Annotated in this window: 16 protein-coding genes, 3 tRNA genes and 1 pseudogene; 9 read left to right on the top strand and 11 right to left on the bottom strand. The window is 45.9% G+C overall.

From position 1 onward, the window contains the following. Positions 1 to 73: 73 nt before the first annotated feature. The 5 genes from DBY97_RS05110 (at position 74) to iscA (ending at position 2,122) form a co-directional block, all read left to right on the top strand. Positions 74 to 682 carry a hypothetical protein gene (locus tag DBY97_RS05110; protein ID WP_107857671.1) on the top strand — a complete coding sequence of 203 codons (609 nt, stop codon included), beginning with the start codon at positions 74 to 76 and terminating at the stop codon, positions 680 to 682. A 122-nt stretch (positions 683 to 804) separates the two neighbouring features. After that, positions 805 to 933 (top strand): hypothetical protein, encoded by a 129-nt coding sequence (locus DBY97_RS11550; protein ID WP_003712319.1) that lies wholly within the window; start codon positions 805 to 807, stop codon positions 931 to 933. 68 nt (positions 934 to 1,001) lie between these two features. Continuing rightward, on the top strand, positions 1,002 to 1,388 hold the full coding sequence (iscU, locus tag DBY97_RS05105; RefSeq protein ID WP_003674559.1) for a Fe-S cluster assembly scaffold IscU: 387 nt from the start codon (positions 1,002 to 1,004) through the stop codon (positions 1,386 to 1,388). A gap of 97 nt (positions 1,389 to 1,485) precedes the next feature. After that, positions 1,486 to 1,731: a recombinase RecA gene (locus DBY97_RS05100; protein WP_107857699.1), complete on the top strand. Its 246-nt coding sequence runs from the start codon at positions 1,486 to 1,488 to the stop codon at positions 1,729 to 1,731. A gap of 70 nt (positions 1,732 to 1,801) precedes the next feature. Further along, on the top strand, positions 1,802 to 2,122 hold the full coding sequence (gene iscA / locus DBY97_RS05095; protein ID WP_003680782.1) for an iron-sulfur cluster assembly protein IscA: 321 nt from the start codon (positions 1,802 to 1,804) through the stop codon (positions 2,120 to 2,122). Here iscA and DBY97_RS05090 read toward each other — a convergent pair. Then, positions 2,082 to 2,304: pseudogene (locus DBY97_RS05090) on the bottom strand (alternative ribosome-rescue factor A). The gene iscA and the pseudogene DBY97_RS05090 overlap by 41 nt on opposite strands. Positions 2,305 to 2,383: 79 nt before the next feature. On the opposite strand from DBY97_RS05090, the gene hscB reads away from it, so the two are divergent. Further along, positions 2,384 to 2,884: a Fe-S protein assembly co-chaperone HscB gene (gene hscB, locus DBY97_RS05085; protein ID WP_107857669.1), complete on the top strand. Its 501-nt coding sequence runs from the start codon at positions 2,384 to 2,386 to the stop codon at positions 2,882 to 2,884. A 107-nt stretch (positions 2,885 to 2,991) separates the two neighbouring features. Here hscB and DBY97_RS05080 read toward each other — a convergent pair whose 3' ends face one another. From DBY97_RS05080 to DBY97_RS05045, 8 genes are all read right to left on the bottom strand, one after another. Next, positions 2,992 to 3,564 carry a 50S ribosomal protein L25/general stress protein Ctc gene (locus tag DBY97_RS05080; protein WP_107857668.1) on the bottom strand — a complete coding sequence of 191 codons (573 nt, stop codon included), beginning with the start codon at positions 3,562 to 3,564 and terminating at the stop codon, positions 2,992 to 2,994. Positions 3,565 to 3,629: 65 nt separating this feature from the next. Beyond that, complete coding sequence (locus tag DBY97_RS05075; RefSeq protein ID WP_107723665.1) at positions 3,630 to 4,613, bottom strand: ribose-phosphate pyrophosphokinase; 984 nt, start codon at positions 4,611 to 4,613, stop codon at positions 3,630 to 3,632. Positions 4,614 to 4,789: 176 nt separating this feature from the next. After that, positions 4,790 to 4,865 (bottom strand) — tRNA-Gln (locus DBY97_RS05070). 11 nt (positions 4,866 to 4,876) lie between these two features. Continuing rightward, positions 4,877 to 4,952, bottom strand: a tRNA-Gln gene (locus DBY97_RS05065). Between the two features lie 10 nt (positions 4,953 to 4,962). Continuing rightward, positions 4,963 to 5,038, bottom strand: a tRNA-Gln gene (locus DBY97_RS05060). A gap of 5 nt (positions 5,039 to 5,043) precedes the next feature. Further along, on the bottom strand, positions 5,044 to 5,919 hold the full coding sequence (gene ispE, locus DBY97_RS05055; RefSeq protein WP_107857667.1) for a 4-(cytidine 5'-diphospho)-2-C-methyl-D-erythritol kinase: 876 nt from the start codon (positions 5,917 to 5,919) through the stop codon (positions 5,044 to 5,046). Then, positions 5,901 to 6,485 carry a lipoprotein insertase outer membrane protein LolB gene (lolB, locus tag DBY97_RS05050; protein WP_070824019.1) on the bottom strand — a complete coding sequence of 195 codons (585 nt, stop codon included), beginning with the start codon at positions 6,483 to 6,485 and terminating at the stop codon, positions 5,901 to 5,903. Before lolB ends, ispE begins: the two co-directional genes overlap by 19 nt. Before the next feature lie 56 nt (positions 6,486 to 6,541). Beyond that, positions 6,542 to 8,404 (bottom strand): tetratricopeptide repeat protein, encoded by a 1,863-nt coding sequence (locus DBY97_RS05045; RefSeq protein WP_107857666.1) that lies wholly within the window; start codon positions 8,402 to 8,404, stop codon positions 6,542 to 6,544. 175 nt (positions 8,405 to 8,579) lie between these two features. Between DBY97_RS05045 and DBY97_RS05040 the strand changes: the two genes are divergently transcribed. After that, on the top strand, positions 8,580 to 9,185 hold the full coding sequence (locus DBY97_RS05040; RefSeq protein WP_107857665.1) for a CoA pyrophosphatase: 606 nt from the start codon (positions 8,580 to 8,582) through the stop codon (positions 9,183 to 9,185). A 53-nt stretch (positions 9,186 to 9,238) separates the two neighbouring features. Here DBY97_RS05040 and cysG read toward each other — a convergent pair whose 3' ends face one another. After that, positions 9,239 to 10,636, bottom strand: a complete 1,398-nt coding sequence (gene cysG, locus DBY97_RS05035; RefSeq protein WP_107857664.1) for a siroheme synthase CysG — start codon at positions 10,634 to 10,636, stop codon at positions 9,239 to 9,241. A 299-nt stretch (positions 10,637 to 10,935) separates the two neighbouring features. On the opposite strand from cysG, the gene aroA reads away from it, so the two are divergent. Together aroA and recA are read left to right on the top strand one after the other, a co-directional pair. After that, positions 10,936 to 12,228 carry a 3-phosphoshikimate 1-carboxyvinyltransferase gene (aroA, locus tag DBY97_RS05030; RefSeq protein WP_107857663.1) on the top strand — a complete coding sequence of 431 codons (1,293 nt, stop codon included), beginning with the start codon at positions 10,936 to 10,938 and terminating at the stop codon, positions 12,226 to 12,228. 147 nt (positions 12,229 to 12,375) lie between these two features. Next, positions 12,376 to 13,422, top strand: a complete 1,047-nt coding sequence (gene recA / locus DBY97_RS05025) for a recombinase RecA (protein WP_003680794.1) — start codon at positions 12,376 to 12,378, stop codon at positions 13,420 to 13,422. Between the two features lie 95 nt (positions 13,423 to 13,517). Here the strand turns inward: recA and fghA are convergent, their stop codons facing one another. Then, complete coding sequence (fghA, locus tag DBY97_RS05020) at positions 13,518 to 14,366, bottom strand: S-formylglutathione hydrolase (protein WP_107857662.1); 849 nt, start codon at positions 14,364 to 14,366, stop codon at positions 13,518 to 13,520. Between the last annotated feature and the right edge of the window lie 288 nt (positions 14,367 to 14,654).

Raw genomic sequence — 14,654 nt, 5'->3', positions numbered from 1 at the left:
AAAGGAAAAGGTCGTCTGAAAAATCTAAAAGGCCTTTATCTTTTCAGACGACCTCATCAAGAAAAATAATAAAATGACGATAATAAAAAATAAAATACGCCACTTACTTTCTTGTCTGATTCTATGCTCGGCCCAGCTGGTTTCAGCACAGACACAATCTGATTGGTCAACTATATTCAAATCATTTGAAAATGGCTGCCAATTCGATAAACATTTGGAAAACCTGTTGGATCCATTTAGTGATGTAAGCTATGACTGGAACGATAAAGACTCTAAATATCAAAACCTGCGTTTGAATTATCCCAATAGAGTCAAGCTGCCAAAGGCTTGCCGTGATCTTGCGCACCCTCCGATGACTTTGCACCGAGCGGAATTTAGTGAAAATGGAAAACCGTTTATTCTTGATCAAACCCGTTTGAAACTCAGCGGTACTTACTATGGCTTGCCTGTGGTTCATATCAGCCAGACGTTCCAATTAGAAACCGCAGGTTACAGTTACACCCGTTTATTGTTGGATGTACCTTTGGAACAGGCACGCAAGGTGTTAAAAGGAAAATACCGCCCTATTCGAAAATACAGTTTGATTTTAGAAGAATACGAAACCCTGCAAGCAAAACTAAAACCGATTAATGTTAACGGAAAACCCCAAACAATTTTAGAATGTGCCTTTGTAGATGGTTGAAGAAACAACTGTAATAGGAAAAAATGAGCTACCTAATCTGAACAAAAAAGGCCGTCTGAAATTCTAAAAAAGCTTTTCATATAACCTAAAAGCTACAATTTTCAAATTAAGGATACAAACCCATGAACGAACAAGAACTCGACCTCGATAATCTCGACAACCTGCTCGAAGATTTTGACGGCGTTACTGTAGAAGGCGGCGTTGATTCAGAGAATGATGACGGCTGCGAAGGTGGCGCGTGTAAAATCTAAACTTCAGGCCGTCTGAATATTCGTAAACAAACCATTTACACCACTAAAAACACAAAGGAAACCACATCATGGCATACAGCGATAAAGTAATCGACCACTACGAAAATCCCCGCAACGTTGGTACTTTCGACAAAAATGACGAATCTGTCGGTACCGGCATGGTCGGTGCACCGGCCTGCGGTGACGTAATGCGTCTGCAAATCAAAGTAAACGATGAGGGTATCATTGAAGATGCAAAATTCAAAACTTACGGCTGCGGCTCCGCCATTGCTTCTTCCAGTTTGATTACCGAGTGGGTCAAAGGCAAAAGTCTGGATGACGCGCTGGCAATCAAAAACAGCGAAATCGCCGAAGAATTGGAACTGCCCCCAGTGAAAATCCACTGCTCCATCTTGGCTGAAGATGCGGTAAAAGCAGCTGTTGCCGACTATCGCAAACGTCAGGAAAATAAATAATCTTGTTTGCCAGATACTTATTAATGTCTAAATCGGCTTGATGGGCACCAACTGCCATATTAAGTGCGCCAGTACCTGCAAAATCAAAGAAGACGATATGCCTTTTACCGATGAAGAAATCCAATCCCTACTTGCTGTCAAAGGCATAGATAAAACCATATTGACGCGTTTGCAGCAAATAGGGTTGGATGATATTGCCAAGCTGGCGGTGGCAGATTTGGACAATATTTTGGAACAAGGCGCAAAATTGACCGGCTCGACCTGTTGGAAAAATAGTCCGCAGGCTAAAGCTGCTATTGCCGCCGCAATAGAGTGGGCAAAACAGCGTTTTCAGACGGCCTGATAGTTCAAGAGGCCGTCTGGAATAAAAAAGCAGGCAAAACAGAAAATGATTGCGAAATGAGGAAAAAAGCATGATTACCATCACAGAAAACGCAGCCAAATACATCAATAACTACCTGACCAAACGCGGCAAAGGATTGGGCGTGCGCTTGGGTGTGAAAACCAGTGGCTGCTCAGGAATGGCATACAACCTTGAATTTGTCGATGAAGCGAACGAGGACGACCTGATTTTCGAAGAACACGGCGCACGCATTTATATCGACCCGAAAAGCTTAGTTTATCTGGACGGCACACAAGTCGATTACACCAAAGAAGGTTTGCAGGAAGGTTTCAAATTTGAAAATCCGAATGTCAAAGATTCTTGCGGCTGCGGCGAGAGCTTCCACGTTTAAAATATAAAAAATGGCAGGAAAGTATCAAAACCATCCCGCCATTTTTTGGCTTCTTGTCTATTATAGCTACCCTTGCCTTTTCTTTTTCGTTCTACTTTGTGTCGGAACAAATCAGATTTGACTAAGGCTTTTAAGGCATTGTCTCGTATTTTGCCTTTATTGTGCTGCATCTTACCGGTCATATTGTTTTCCTTTCGTATAAACAGTTTCCGGATTATATCGTAAAATAATCCTGTTCTTTAGATTTTTTCCTTTAATATCATGTCTCAATACTTCAACCTCTTCCAGCTTGAGCCATCTTTCAATATTGATACCGAAGCACTCGAACAGACCTATCGAGCTTTAGCTGCCCGATTTCATCCCGATAAATTTGCTTCTGCTTCAGCTTTTGAGCAGAAACAAGCCGTTATGATGTCTTCTACAATTAATGATGCCTACCGCACATTAAAAAGCCCTATTGATCGGGCCGCTTATCTCTTGAAAAGCCAAAATATCGATGCTGATGCACCTGAACACACTTCGTTTTCACCAGAATTCCTCATGCAGCAGATGGAATGGCGGGAAACATTGATGGATGCTCAAATAGAACAAAACCATGATGCCATCCGAGCACTGGATCAAGAAATCCAAGAAGTACAAAGCAACCTATATCAAGATTTGCAACAAGCATTTGAACAACAGGATTATGAATCAGCCGTACAATGGGTACAGCATGGACGCTTTCTTAATAAACTTCGCAATGAAATTGCTTCAATCTTATAAAGTGCATATGCTATTACATTTACCCAAGTTTTATAGCAAATGATTATATATGTAAACAAAAACCGTATCAGATAAATCTGATACGGTTTTCTTATATTAACTACCGATTAGCGTTTTTTACCGGTAACAGTAGCAACAGCCAGGTTTTCGTTACGTTTCAGAGAAACGCTTTCAACACCTTCTGGCAATTTGATGTCTGACAAGTGCAGAATATCGCCGGCAACTACTGATGCACAATCCAGCTCCAAGAAAGCAGGAATGTTTGCAGGCAAAGCAACTACTTCAACAGAAGTGTTCAACAGAGATACGCGACCACCTTGCAATTTAACAGCTTGAGAGTTTTCAGCGTTAACAATGTGCAGAGGAACACGGATACGTACAACTTGGTCAGCTTTTACAGCTTGGAAGTCGATGTGTTGAACTTCACGACGGAATGGGTGCATTTGGAAGTCACGCACGATAACGTATTTAGTTTCACCGTTCAAAGACAGTTTAATCAAAGCAGTATGGAAAGATTCTTTTTCCAATGCGTAGAATACAGTTTTGTGGTCTACAGCGATAGCAACAGGCTCTTGACCTTCACCGTACAGAATGCCAGGGATTTGGCCTTCGCGACGCAGGCGGCGGCTCGCACCAGTGCCTTGGGCTTCGCGAACAGAGGCTTGAATTTCGTAAGTCATGTTTAATACTCCAATTTAGATAAAATCGTCGTCATCGGCCGCGACCAGCTTAAGACGACATCGGGTTATGGCAGCAACATGCCGCCAGTCATCACATCTTCATTGAAAAGATATGAGACGGATTCTTCATTGCTGATACGGCGTACCGTTTCAGCCAGCAAACCGGCAATAGTTACTTGACGGATGCGTTCACATTTTTTAGCTGCTTCAGACAACGGAATCGTATCTGTTACAACTACTTGGTCAATTTCAGAAGAAGCAATTCGATTCACTGCTTCGCCGGAGAATACTGCATGGCTGGCGTATGCCAGTACACGATCTGCACCGCGCTCTTTCAGGGCAACAGCCGCTTTACACAAGGTGTTTGCCGTATCGATCATATCATCTACGATCAAGCAAGTACGGCCTTGAATATCGCCAATGATGTTCATCACTTCAGCCACATTGGCTTTAGGACGACGCTTGTCGATAATAGCCAAATCAGCATTTAAAGATTTAGCAACAGCACGTGCACGTACAACACCACCGATATCAGGGCTGACAACAGTCAGGTTCTCAATGCGCTGTTGTTTAATATCGTTCAATAAAATTGGGGTAGCGTAAATATTATCTACCGGAATATCGAAGAAACCTTGAATTTGGTCGGCATGTAAGTCAACAGTCAATACGCGGTCGATACCTGCTGAGTACAACATATTTGCTACCAATTTAGCAGAAATCGGTACACGAACAGAGCGAGGACGACGATCTTGACGCGCATAGCCAAAGTAAGGAATCGCGGCAGTAATACGACCAGCAGAAGCACGTTTGAGTGCATCAGCCATAGTCAAAATTTCCATCAGGTTGTCATTGGTAGGCGCGCAGGTAGGTTGCAAAATAAACACATCGCGACCACGCACATTTTCCAACAATTCAATGGCTACTTCGCCATCAGAGAATTTGGAAACAGTGGCTTCACCGAGTGAAATATCCAAATGTTTGACAACACGTTGCGCCAATTCCGGATTTGCATTACCGGTAAACACCATTAAACTGTCATAAGCAGCCATATCTTCACCTGATTCTAGATTTGATTTACGCGCAGAAAACATTACGCTTCCCTTCGCCCTATGTCTAAGACACTAATCACGCGATTATACGCGTAAAGACGGGTAAAAAAAAGTTTTTCAGCGTTATTTCGCTCTGAGCGTAAAAAAGCGTGTAAGAAAACTTACACGCTTTTATTTGGCTGGGGAGGAAGGATTCGAACCTTCGCATGCTGGAATCAAAATCCAGTGTCTTAACCGCTTGACGACTCCCCAATAAAGGGTGTTGGCTGGGGAGGAAGGATTCGAACCTTCGCATGCTGGAATCAAAATCCAGTGTCTTAACCGCTTGACGACTCCCCAACAAAGGGTTTGGCTGGGGAGGAAGGATTCGAACCTTCGCATGCTGGAATCAAAATCCAGTGTCTTAACCGCTTGACGACTCCCCAACTTACTAAATCATATGATACAGCGGATGAACATCTAATCCTTCCACACAATAAGCTTCATATGATTGAGAAACCTGTTGGTAAATTGTATGTGCTTTTTGATGAGATTTACTTGCTATAAACAAACAAGCCCCGGAACCAGTCATTAATGCATGACCATATTGGGATAACTCAATATAAGCCTTCCAAACTTCAGGATATTCCTGAAACACAACCGCCTGCATATCATTTTGAAACGGCTGTAACGATTGGAAAGTCGGCATTATGCTGGGTTTGGAATCCCGTGTCAAGCCTTCATGCGCAAAAATTTTAGCTGTTGCCACATGAACGGGGGGCTTAACGATAACATACCATTGTTTAGGGACATCTATTTCAGCCAGCTTCTCGCCTACGCCTTTGGCAAAAGCACTTCTTCCAAAAATAAAAAAAGGAACATCCGCACCAAGACTTACACCTAAATCAATCAGTTGCTGCCTGCTCAAACCGCATTGCCACCATTGGTTTAAAACCATTAAGACTGTGGCTGCATCAGAGCTGCCGCCGCCCAATCCGCCTCCGGTCGGAATCACCTTATCCAACCAGATTTCGACACCATGCGCCACGCGTGCATATGGCAGTAATAATTTAGCCGCCCGATAAGTCAAGTCCTGTTCGGGTTCAAGCCCTTCGACCGGCGTATGCAGAATAACTCGCTCATCAGTACGCATTTTCAGATGAACGGTATCGTATAAGCCGATCAAACAGAAAATACTTTCCAAATTATGATAACCATCGCTCCTGCGGCCGGTAATCCTCAAATCCAAATTTAATTTAGCCGGCGCAGGAAAGGCTTGGATTTCCTCTGAAACAGACATGGCATCCTCTATTTGCGTGCTGCGCATCGGGTTTGTCCATTTTTATCCAAAGAGTGGTTTACTGTATCGAACACCAAGCGGATATTAAACTTGGCATTCTCAAGTTGAAGCGTTTTGGGCTGTCCTGAACTATTTAAAGTACGCGATATTGTCCAGTCAAACTGCTCCAGACGGCCATCAGGCAGGATTTTGTATGGCGCATTGGCAACGCGTTTACCATCAGCCCAAATATGCAGATATTGAACCGGCAAAGCAAAGCCTAAAAGCTGTCTGCTCAATTCCTCAGCCGTTTCCGCCTGATAAACCTTACCCTTACTGTCTACTGCCAATACGCCTTCACTGTCTTGACATAGCTGACCTACGGTATTGCCCAACGGTGTATTCACATCAATGGTTTGAACCGCGTTCTGATAAGTCCAGTCGAAATTGGCATAAGAGCCTTTTCCTTCCACTTTGACAGCCAATCGGCCATCCGCACTAAAATCCTGCACCTGCTCTGCTGCTTGCCAACTGTTTTGTTGAGGTAAGTTTGGCTGCGCACAGGCAGCCAAAAGCAATAAGGCTGCAACCGATGATAATTGTTTTAAATTCATGGATATTCCTTCATAGGCCGTCTGAAATCAAACGCTTTTCAGACGGCCTTTTGGTTTTATTTGTGTTTTTGAGTATGCGGTTTGCTGGGCGTTATACCGAATTTGGACATTGTCTCTTTTAATACTCGGAGATTGCTTCCACGTTTCAAGCCGTCATTCCAGATTTCTTTGGCCTTGTCTTGGTCGCCAAGCGTCCATAGGACTTCGCCCAAATGCGCGGCGACTTCGGCTTCAGGTTCTTTTTCATAGGCATATTGGATATACGGCAAAGCCATTTGAGCATCGCCTTTAAGATAATAAACCCAGCCTACACTATCATTAATGGCTGCGCTTTCCGGCTCCATTTGATAGGCCGTCTGAACCATTTTAAACGCTTCTTCCAAATCCTTGCCGTTGGACAGCAAGGTATAGCCCAAAGCATTCCAACCGTGCGGATTGTCCGGATACAGCTCTACCACTCGACGCAAATCGGCAATCGCCTTGCCTGGCTGATTCAGCTTCTCATAAACCATCGAACGCTGATACAACACATTAGCAAGCAACTCCGGAGAAGCTTGGGTTTTCAAGGATTTTTCGGTGGAATTTACCAAGCTGTTTAAAGCGTTCAACGATTCTTGAAGATTGGTATTTTTAGACAATACGAACAAAGCCGTACTCAACAAATCCTTAGCTTCAAAATAACGTCCTCTTTGCTCGGGCATTTTTTGTGCGCGTTGCACCAATGCCCAAGCCTCTTTATGGTTACCCTGTTTGGCTTCGATGGAAGCGGCCAAAATAGTTTTATCAAACGTATAAGCCGTTACCGTTACCTTATCCAGCCATTGTTTGGCTTTGGCCAATTCTTCTACATCATTATATGAAACCGCGCCAATCAACGCTGCACGACTGCGCTGCTCTTCCGTACCGGCTTTATAAGCCTTTTCCAGATAGCTGTTTACCGCAGAAATATTTTCCGTCTTGCTGGCGGACAATAAGGCGGCCTGAATATACAAATCAGGGTTTGGATTTTCTTCCAACAAAGTCTGCAAACGCTTAAAAGCCTTATCATTTTGGCCATGGGCGATCAAATTGGCGATATCCAATTCCTGCCAAATCGGAGATAAGGTTTTGGTGTCTGTCTCTTTGAAAAAGCCGTCCAGAATATCAGGATGCCGTTGCGCCATCAGACGCAGGGTAACAAAAGTCGGCGGCAGAATTTCGTTGTCCAACTTGGCCAAGCGTTGCAATGCGGCAATGGCATGTTTCTTTTGACCATCTTTTGCACTAAAAATTGCATCCGCAATCGCCGCTTCTGGAAAGTCTTTATAATTCAAGGCCGTTTTATGCACCTGTTTGACCGCATCACTGGTCAGATTCGACTGTTGGGCTGCGGTTTGTGCCAAAAGCAGGAACACGCGCTTTTGCTCATCTTCACTACCGCCGGCAATCACCTTGTCCAATCCGCTCAAATTCTTATCGGCTTTGCCCAGCAGCAAATTGCGCAACCAAGTCATACGCTTTTGAGTTTCACCAGGCTCCGGCTCGATTTCGCGCCATTTTTGGTAAATAGCTTCAGCCTGTTCAAAGGCATTTAGAGAAACCGCCATCTCCAAAGCCCGTTCGGCCACTTCGGGAGATTTGGTGCGATGCAACGCCAAAATATAAGTAAACAGTGCAGAAGCCGCATCACCTTTTTGCAGAGCCAGTTCTGAATTTAACAAAGTGAAAACCTGCGAAGTACGGTTTTGTATACCCAACAGACGTATCCGCTCCTGCTCGCGCTCTTCAGGAGAAAAACGGTCGGCACGGCTTTTCTTTTTGATAATCTTAGCCGATTCAAAAACAACCTTTGAATCGCCGGGCGCGGCAAAAGTTTGTGCAGCGAACAACATCATGACAGCCGCAGCTGCTACTCGAATACGGGATGGGGAAAACAACATAACTATCCTTTTTGAGAACCTGCCGGCATTTTCAGACGGCCTAAGCACTTGCAGAACAGATGCAAAGCTTTATTTATCATTCAGGCATAACTGTAACACACGCACCCTATTTTGTTGACACGGTAACCGTAAACCTTGTGTAATCCTCATCTGCATAAAACGATCAGCGCCAAAAATGAATACCGACCAACTTATCCACTTCCTAACTCAAGCTTCACGCTTCAGCAGCCGTATGCAAGCAGAGCGCAATCAATTATTTACCGCCCAAACAGTCAAAGAAGCAGCCGTTTTGGTCGGCATTGTCTTGCATGAAGGAGCGTGGCAAATTTTACTGACCAAAAGGGCCGAAACCTTAAGACAGCACACTGGGCAAATCGCCTTTGCCGGCGGCCGCAAAGATACCCAAGACGACAGCCTAACGGCAACGGCGCTAAGAGAAGCTTATGAAGAAACCGCGATTCCGATTACCGCATGGCAGACTTTTGCGCCGCTACCCTTTTATGACACGCCTTCCGGCTACCGTGTTACGCCTGTTCCGGCAATTTGCACCCAGCCCGTCAACCCAAAAGCCAATCCCGACGAAGTAGCTGAAATTTTTTATCTGCCTTTGGATTTCGCCTTAAACCTGCAAAACTACTCATACCGTCATCTTCATCACAACAATCAAACCCTCGCCCTCCCCGCCCTACCTTTCCGACACTACGACATTTGGGGTCTGACAGCAATCATCCTATATGGACTGGCAGAACGTTATCAGCAATATTACCAAGCTTTTAAATAAGGCAAGGCCGTCTGAAAACCAATATTCAGACGGCCTTATTTGATCAATCCTCTTTACGCCGCTTCTTCGAAATATTCGACACCTTCTCCGAACCATTTCATCTCATTGCGCAGGGCAACCACTTCGCCAATCACCATTAAAGCTGGACGCTCTGCTTCGGCAGCCAGCAAGCCCAAATCTTTCAGACGGCCTATCCGCACGGTTTGATTGGGTAAAGTCCCATTGGAAATCACGGCAACAGGTGTAGAAGGCTGCCTGCCATAAGCCATCAACTTTTCCGCAATCTCAGCCGCTTTAAGCGTACCCATATAGATTACCAACGTTTGGCGGCTTAAAGCCAAAGTCTGCCAATCAGGCTGATTGCCCTCGTGTTTGCTGTGGCCAGTTACAAATAAAGCACTTTGGGCGCAATCGCGATGGGTTAACGGAATACCGGCATAAGCAGTAGCTCCAAGTGCAGCAGTAATGCCCGGCACAATGCGGTAGGCAATTCCGGCCTGATGCAGGGTTTGTACTTCCTCCCCGCCACGCCCGAACACAAAAGGATCGCCGCCTTTCAGCCTTACCACGCGCTCGCCTTTTTGAGCGTGTTCAACCAATAGACGGTTGGTTTCTTCCTGCTGAACATGGTGCGCACCAGCCCGCTTGCCCACGCTGATTTTCACCGCATCTTTACGCACCATCGCCAAAATCTCATCCGACACCAAAGCATCGTAAAACACGGTATCCGCAGCCTGTATCGCCTGCAAAGCATGTATGGTCAGCAAGCCCGGATCTCCCGGCCCTGCGCCCACCAAAACCACTTCGCCGCCAAACGGCGTTTCCCGGTTTAACTGCGTGATCAATTCACGTTCTGCCGCCTCGATATTGTTTTGAGCCGCAAAAATACCAAAACGGCCATCAAACAACTTCTCCCAAAAATAACGGCGTTGTTCGACATTATTCAGCACTTGCTTAACCTTTTCGCGCCATTTTCCGGCAATACGCGCCATCGTGCCCGTATGTAGCGGAATCAATGTTTCAATAATTTGCCGCCATTTCCGCGCCAATACAGGCGCAGTACCGCCGCTGGATATGGCTATCTTCAACGGCCCTCTATCCACAACGGCAGGCACGATAAACGAACACAAATCCGCCGTATCCACCGTATTGCACAATTTTGCCCGTCGTTCCGCCGCTTCAAAAATACGGCGGTTAAACATACCGTCATCCGTCGCCGCAATAACGAAATACACCTCGTCCAGCATGGCTTCTTCAAACAAGCCGCCCAGCCAAACTATTTTCCCTTCATCCGCCCATTGCTGAAACTGAGGATTCAAAGTTTCCGCAACAACGCGCACGCGCGCTCCGGCAGAAAACAGACTTTCCGCCTTGCGCTCGGCAACCTTGCCCGCGCCTGCCAGTAAAACAGGGCGGTTTCTCAAATCAGCAAACAAAGGATAATGGCTCATGGTCGTGCTCTTGCTTTATCAATGATTGTCCGCCGATATTAAAGGCCGTCTGAAAAAATAGGAAAGAATGGTTTCTGATTTTCTTATGGTGTTTGGTTATATACCTGCCACAACAAAATAAGTTATAGCGGCAAACACAAAACAGGAGCAGAAAATTTCAAAATAAATGATTAGAAAATTGTGTAACGATATAAAAATTCATTTTTCCACAAATAAATTGCGACCTCTTCATTTTTCAGACGGCCTTTGCCTGCGTATAATATCGGTCTATTTACAATTCATACGAGCTTAGTCCAGCCATGACCGAATCCATCCGCCTGCCCGCTTCTACACTCAAGCCTTCGACCGTTTCCCTGCCCGGTTCCAAAAGCATCAGCAACCGCACGCTACTCTTGGCGGCACTCTCCGACAACGTTTGCGAAATCCATTCTTTGCTCAAATCCGACGATACCGACCGAATGCTTGAAGCACTCGATAAACTCGGTGTTCAAATTGAATCTTTACCTGAAGGCCGTCTGAAAGTTCATGGCACCGGCGGCCGCTTTCCCAACCAAACCGCCGATTTGTTTTTAGGCAACGCCGGTACGGCATTCCGCCCCTTGACTGCCGCGCTTGCCGTTTTGGGTGGCGACTATCATCTTCATGGTGTGCCGCGTATGCACGAACGCCCTATTGGCGATTTGGTGGACGCATTGCGCATTGCAGGCGCGGACGTACAATATCTGGGCAATGAAAACTATCCTCCGCTTCAGATCGGCAAACGCCAAGACAACGGCGAGCGCGTTATTCCGATTAAAGGCAATGTTTCCAGCCAATTCCTGACCGCCCTGCTGATGGCTTTGCCCCTGACCGGACAAGCATTTGAAATCCACATGGTAGGCGAGTTGATTTCCAAACCTTATATCGACATCACGCTCAAGCTGATGGCGCAGTTCGGTGTGGACATCATCAATGAAGACTACCGTGTATTTAACATCCCGGCCGGTGCCAAATATCATGCGCCCGAACATTTATATGTAGAAGGCGATGCATCCAGCGCGTCTTATTTCTTGGGCGCAGGCCTGATTGCGGGTACTCCCATCCGCGTAACCGGTATCGGCGCACACAGCATTCAAGGCGACGTTGCCTTTGCACGTGAATTGGAGAAAATCGGTGCGGATGTCATTTGGGGCGAAAATTTTGTTGAAATTTCCCGTCCTGCCGAACGCAAGATTCAGGCTTTTGATTTGGATGCCAACCATATTCCTGATGCGGCCATGACTCTGGCCATTGTTGCTCTGGCTACCAAACAGCCCTGCACCCTGCGCAATATCGGCTCATGGCGCGTCAAAGAAACCGACCGTATCGCCGCCATGGCAACCGAACTGCGCAAACTGGGTGCAGAAGTCGTTGAAGAAGCCGAAGCCATCCATATTACGCCGCCCGAAACGCTTACCCCCGATGCCGTCATCGATACTTACGATGACCACCGCATGGCCATGTGTTTCTCGCTGGTTTCGCTTTTGGGCGTCCCTGTCATCATCAACGACCCAAAATGTACGCATAAAACTTTCCCCGACTATTTCCAAGTTTTTGCATCATTGACCAACTGATTGATTATTCAAAGTTTCAGACGGCCTGTTGCATACAAAAAACACAGGCCGTCTGAAAAATAAAAATAAAACTATACTTTTTCTTAATTTATGCGATAATAGCTAAATAAATTCTTAGCGATTCATATTTCCTTTCGGAGAGAAAACATGTCAGACGAAAAAAGCAAAGCCTTAGCCGCCGCCCTTGCCCAAATCGAAAAAAACTTCGGCAAAGGCTCCATCATGAAAATGGACGGCAGCCAACAGGAAGAAAACCTTGATGTTATTTCCACCGGCTCCCTCGGCGTGGACTTGGCACTCGGCGTTGGCGGTCTGCCCCGCGGCCGTGTGGTTGAAATTTTCGGCCCGGAATCCTCCGGTAAAACTACACTCTGTCTCGAAGCCATTGCCCAATGCCAAAAAAATGGCGGCATCTGTGCATTCATCGATGCCGAGCATGCTTTTGACCCGATTTACGCCCGCAAACTCGGCGTAAAAGTCGAAGAACTCTATCTCTCGCAACCGGATACCGGCGAACAGGCATTGGAAATCTGCGATACATTGGTACGTTCTGGCGGTATCGATATGGTCGTTGTCGACTCCGTAGCCGCACTTGTGCCTAAAGCCGAGATCGAAGGCGAAATGGGCGACAGCCACGTCGGCCTGCAAGCCCGCCTGATGAGCCAAGCCTTGCGCAAACTGACCGGCCACATCAAACGCACCAATACATTGGTTGTTTTCATTAACCAAATCCGTATGAAAATCGGCGTGATGTTCGGCAGCCCTGAAACCACGACCGGCGGTAACGCACTCAAATTCTACGCCTCCGTCCGCCTCGACATCCGCCGTACCGGTCAGATTAAAAAAGGCGATGACGTTATTGGTAACGAAACCAAAGTCAAAGTCATCAAAAACAAAGTTGCGCCTCCATTCCGTCAAGCCGAATTCGATATTCTTTACGGTGAAGGCATCAGCTGGGAAGGTGAATTGATCGACTTGGGCGTCAAACATGACATCGTTGAGAAATCCGGTGCATGGTACAGCTACAACGGCGCAAAAATCGGCCAAGGTAAAGACAATGTACGCGTTTGGCTGAAAGAAAACCCTGATATCGCCAACGAAATCGATGCCAAAATCCGTGCGGCAGTCGGTATCAATGTCGATATTACCGAAGGCAAATTGGACGATACCGACGGCGAACGTCCTGAGGAATAAGTCTGTTTGAAATTAAAGGTCAAAAAAGACCAAATAAAGGCCGTCTGAAATCCGACCATTAATCGGATTTCAGACGGCCTTTTATTCAATGCTGCTTAAAGCCCTAATGCCTGAGCGTGAAACTCAATATGCGAATCGATAAAGCTGGCAATAAAGAAATAGTCATGCCCATAACCCGGGCGTACTTTATATTGGATATTGAAACCTTTTTCACGTGCTGAGCGGACAAACACTTCCGGTTGCAGGACTTCAGGATACAAAGCATCTTCACTGCCGACATCAATCAAAACAGGCAATTTATGCGAGGCCGTCTGAAGCAGCTCGGTACTGTCATAGCGTTTCCATGCTTCCACCTTTTGACCCAAATAAGCTGAAAACGCCTGCCTGCCGCCTTCCGTATCGATAGGATGACATAAAGGCGCAAAAGCGGAAACTGCAGCATATCGGCCGGGATAGTTCAAAGCCAAATGCAGCGCGCCATGCCCGCCCATGCTGAAACCTGCAATGCTTCGCTCTTGCGTTACTGGAAAATGATGTTCGATTAAATCAGGCAATTCTTGGCTGATATAGCTCTCCATTTGGTAATGCTGCGCCCAAGGTGCTTCAGTTGCATTGACATAAAATCCGGCGCCCTGTCCAAGATAATGTTCACCGCTGTCGGCAACATGCTGACCGCGTGGCGAGGTATCCGGGAAAACTACGATAATATTCCATTGCACCGCAAAACGTTGGATTCCGCTTTGCCGAACCAATTCAGAACCATCACTATTTAAGCCGGAAAGAAAATATAAAACAGGCGCGGGATAGCCTTTTAAGACTTGTGGCGGCAGATAGACATCAAATACCATATCCGTCCGGCAGGTTTGAGAAAAGTGGCAGTACCGTTCCTGATGCCCGTTAAACATCTTTCTGTGTTCCAGCAAATGCAATTCTGAATTTTTCATTTTATTCCTTGTAAGGAAACAACAATAAGCAGAATGTTAGCGCAAAACCTATCCATCGTGTTGTTACCCCATCTTTTTAAGGCAACCAAATCTGCTTTAAACAAGGCTTGCCAATCATGCGAAATCATTACGCTGACGGCATTTAAAATCTATACACAATCTCTGTGGATAAATCTGTTGATAAGCTTTGGGTAATCGTAAAATTTTCTTTAGGAACAAACCAAGTCTTAAATTGACTAAAATTTAATCAAATAAAACTTAATAAAATCAAATAGTTATATTTATAAG

Source organism: Neisseria subflava, assembly GCF_003044645.1.
Lineage (GTDB): Bacteria > Pseudomonadota > Gammaproteobacteria > Burkholderiales > Neisseriaceae > Neisseria > Neisseria subflava_B.
This window is presented reverse-complemented; position numbering and strand designations above follow the sequence as displayed.

Excerpts from the sequence above, each read along its gene's own strand:
- DBY97_RS05110 (WP_107857671.1), top strand. The coding sequence starts at position 74 with ATGACGATAATAAAAAATAAAATACGCCACTTACTTTCTTGTCTGATT.
- DBY97_RS11550 (WP_003712319.1), top strand. The coding sequence starts at position 805 with ATGAACGAACAAGAACTCGACCTCGATAATCTCGACAACCTGCTCGAA.
- iscU (WP_003674559.1), top strand. The coding sequence starts at position 1,002 with ATGGCATACAGCGATAAAGTAATCGACCACTACGAAAATCCCCGCAAC.
- DBY97_RS05100 (WP_107857699.1), top strand. The coding sequence starts at position 1,486 with ATGCCTTTTACCGATGAAGAAATCCAATCCCTACTTGCTGTCAAAGGC.
- iscA (WP_003680782.1), top strand. The coding sequence starts at position 1,802 with ATGATTACCATCACAGAAAACGCAGCCAAATACATCAATAACTACCTG.
- hscB (WP_107857669.1), top strand. The coding sequence starts at position 2,384 with ATGTCTCAATACTTCAACCTCTTCCAGCTTGAGCCATCTTTCAATATT.
- DBY97_RS05080 (WP_107857668.1), bottom strand. The coding sequence starts at position 3,564 with ATGACTTACGAAATTCAAGCCTCTGTTCGCGAAGCCCAAGGCACTGGT.
- DBY97_RS05075 (WP_107723665.1), bottom strand. The coding sequence starts at position 4,613 with ATGGCTGCTTATGACAGTTTAATGGTGTTTACCGGTAATGCAAATCCG.
- ispE (WP_107857667.1), bottom strand. The coding sequence starts at position 5,919 with ATGCGCAGCACGCAAATAGAGGATGCCATGTCTGTTTCAGAGGAAATC.
- lolB (WP_070824019.1), bottom strand. The coding sequence starts at position 6,485 with ATGAATTTAAAACAATTATCATCGGTTGCAGCCTTATTGCTTTTGGCT.
- DBY97_RS05045 (WP_107857666.1), bottom strand. The coding sequence starts at position 8,404 with ATGTTGTTTTCCCCATCCCGTATTCGAGTAGCAGCTGCGGCTGTCATG.
- DBY97_RS05040 (WP_107857665.1), top strand. The coding sequence starts at position 8,580 with ATGAATACCGACCAACTTATCCACTTCCTAACTCAAGCTTCACGCTTC.
- cysG (WP_107857664.1), bottom strand. The coding sequence starts at position 10,636 with ATGAGCCATTATCCTTTGTTTGCTGATTTGAGAAACCGCCCTGTTTTA.
- aroA (WP_107857663.1), top strand. The coding sequence starts at position 10,936 with ATGACCGAATCCATCCGCCTGCCCGCTTCTACACTCAAGCCTTCGACC.
- recA (WP_003680794.1), top strand. The coding sequence starts at position 12,376 with ATGTCAGACGAAAAAAGCAAAGCCTTAGCCGCCGCCCTTGCCCAAATC.
- fghA (WP_107857662.1), bottom strand. The coding sequence starts at position 14,366 with ATGAAAAATTCAGAATTGCATTTGCTGGAACACAGAAAGATGTTTAAC.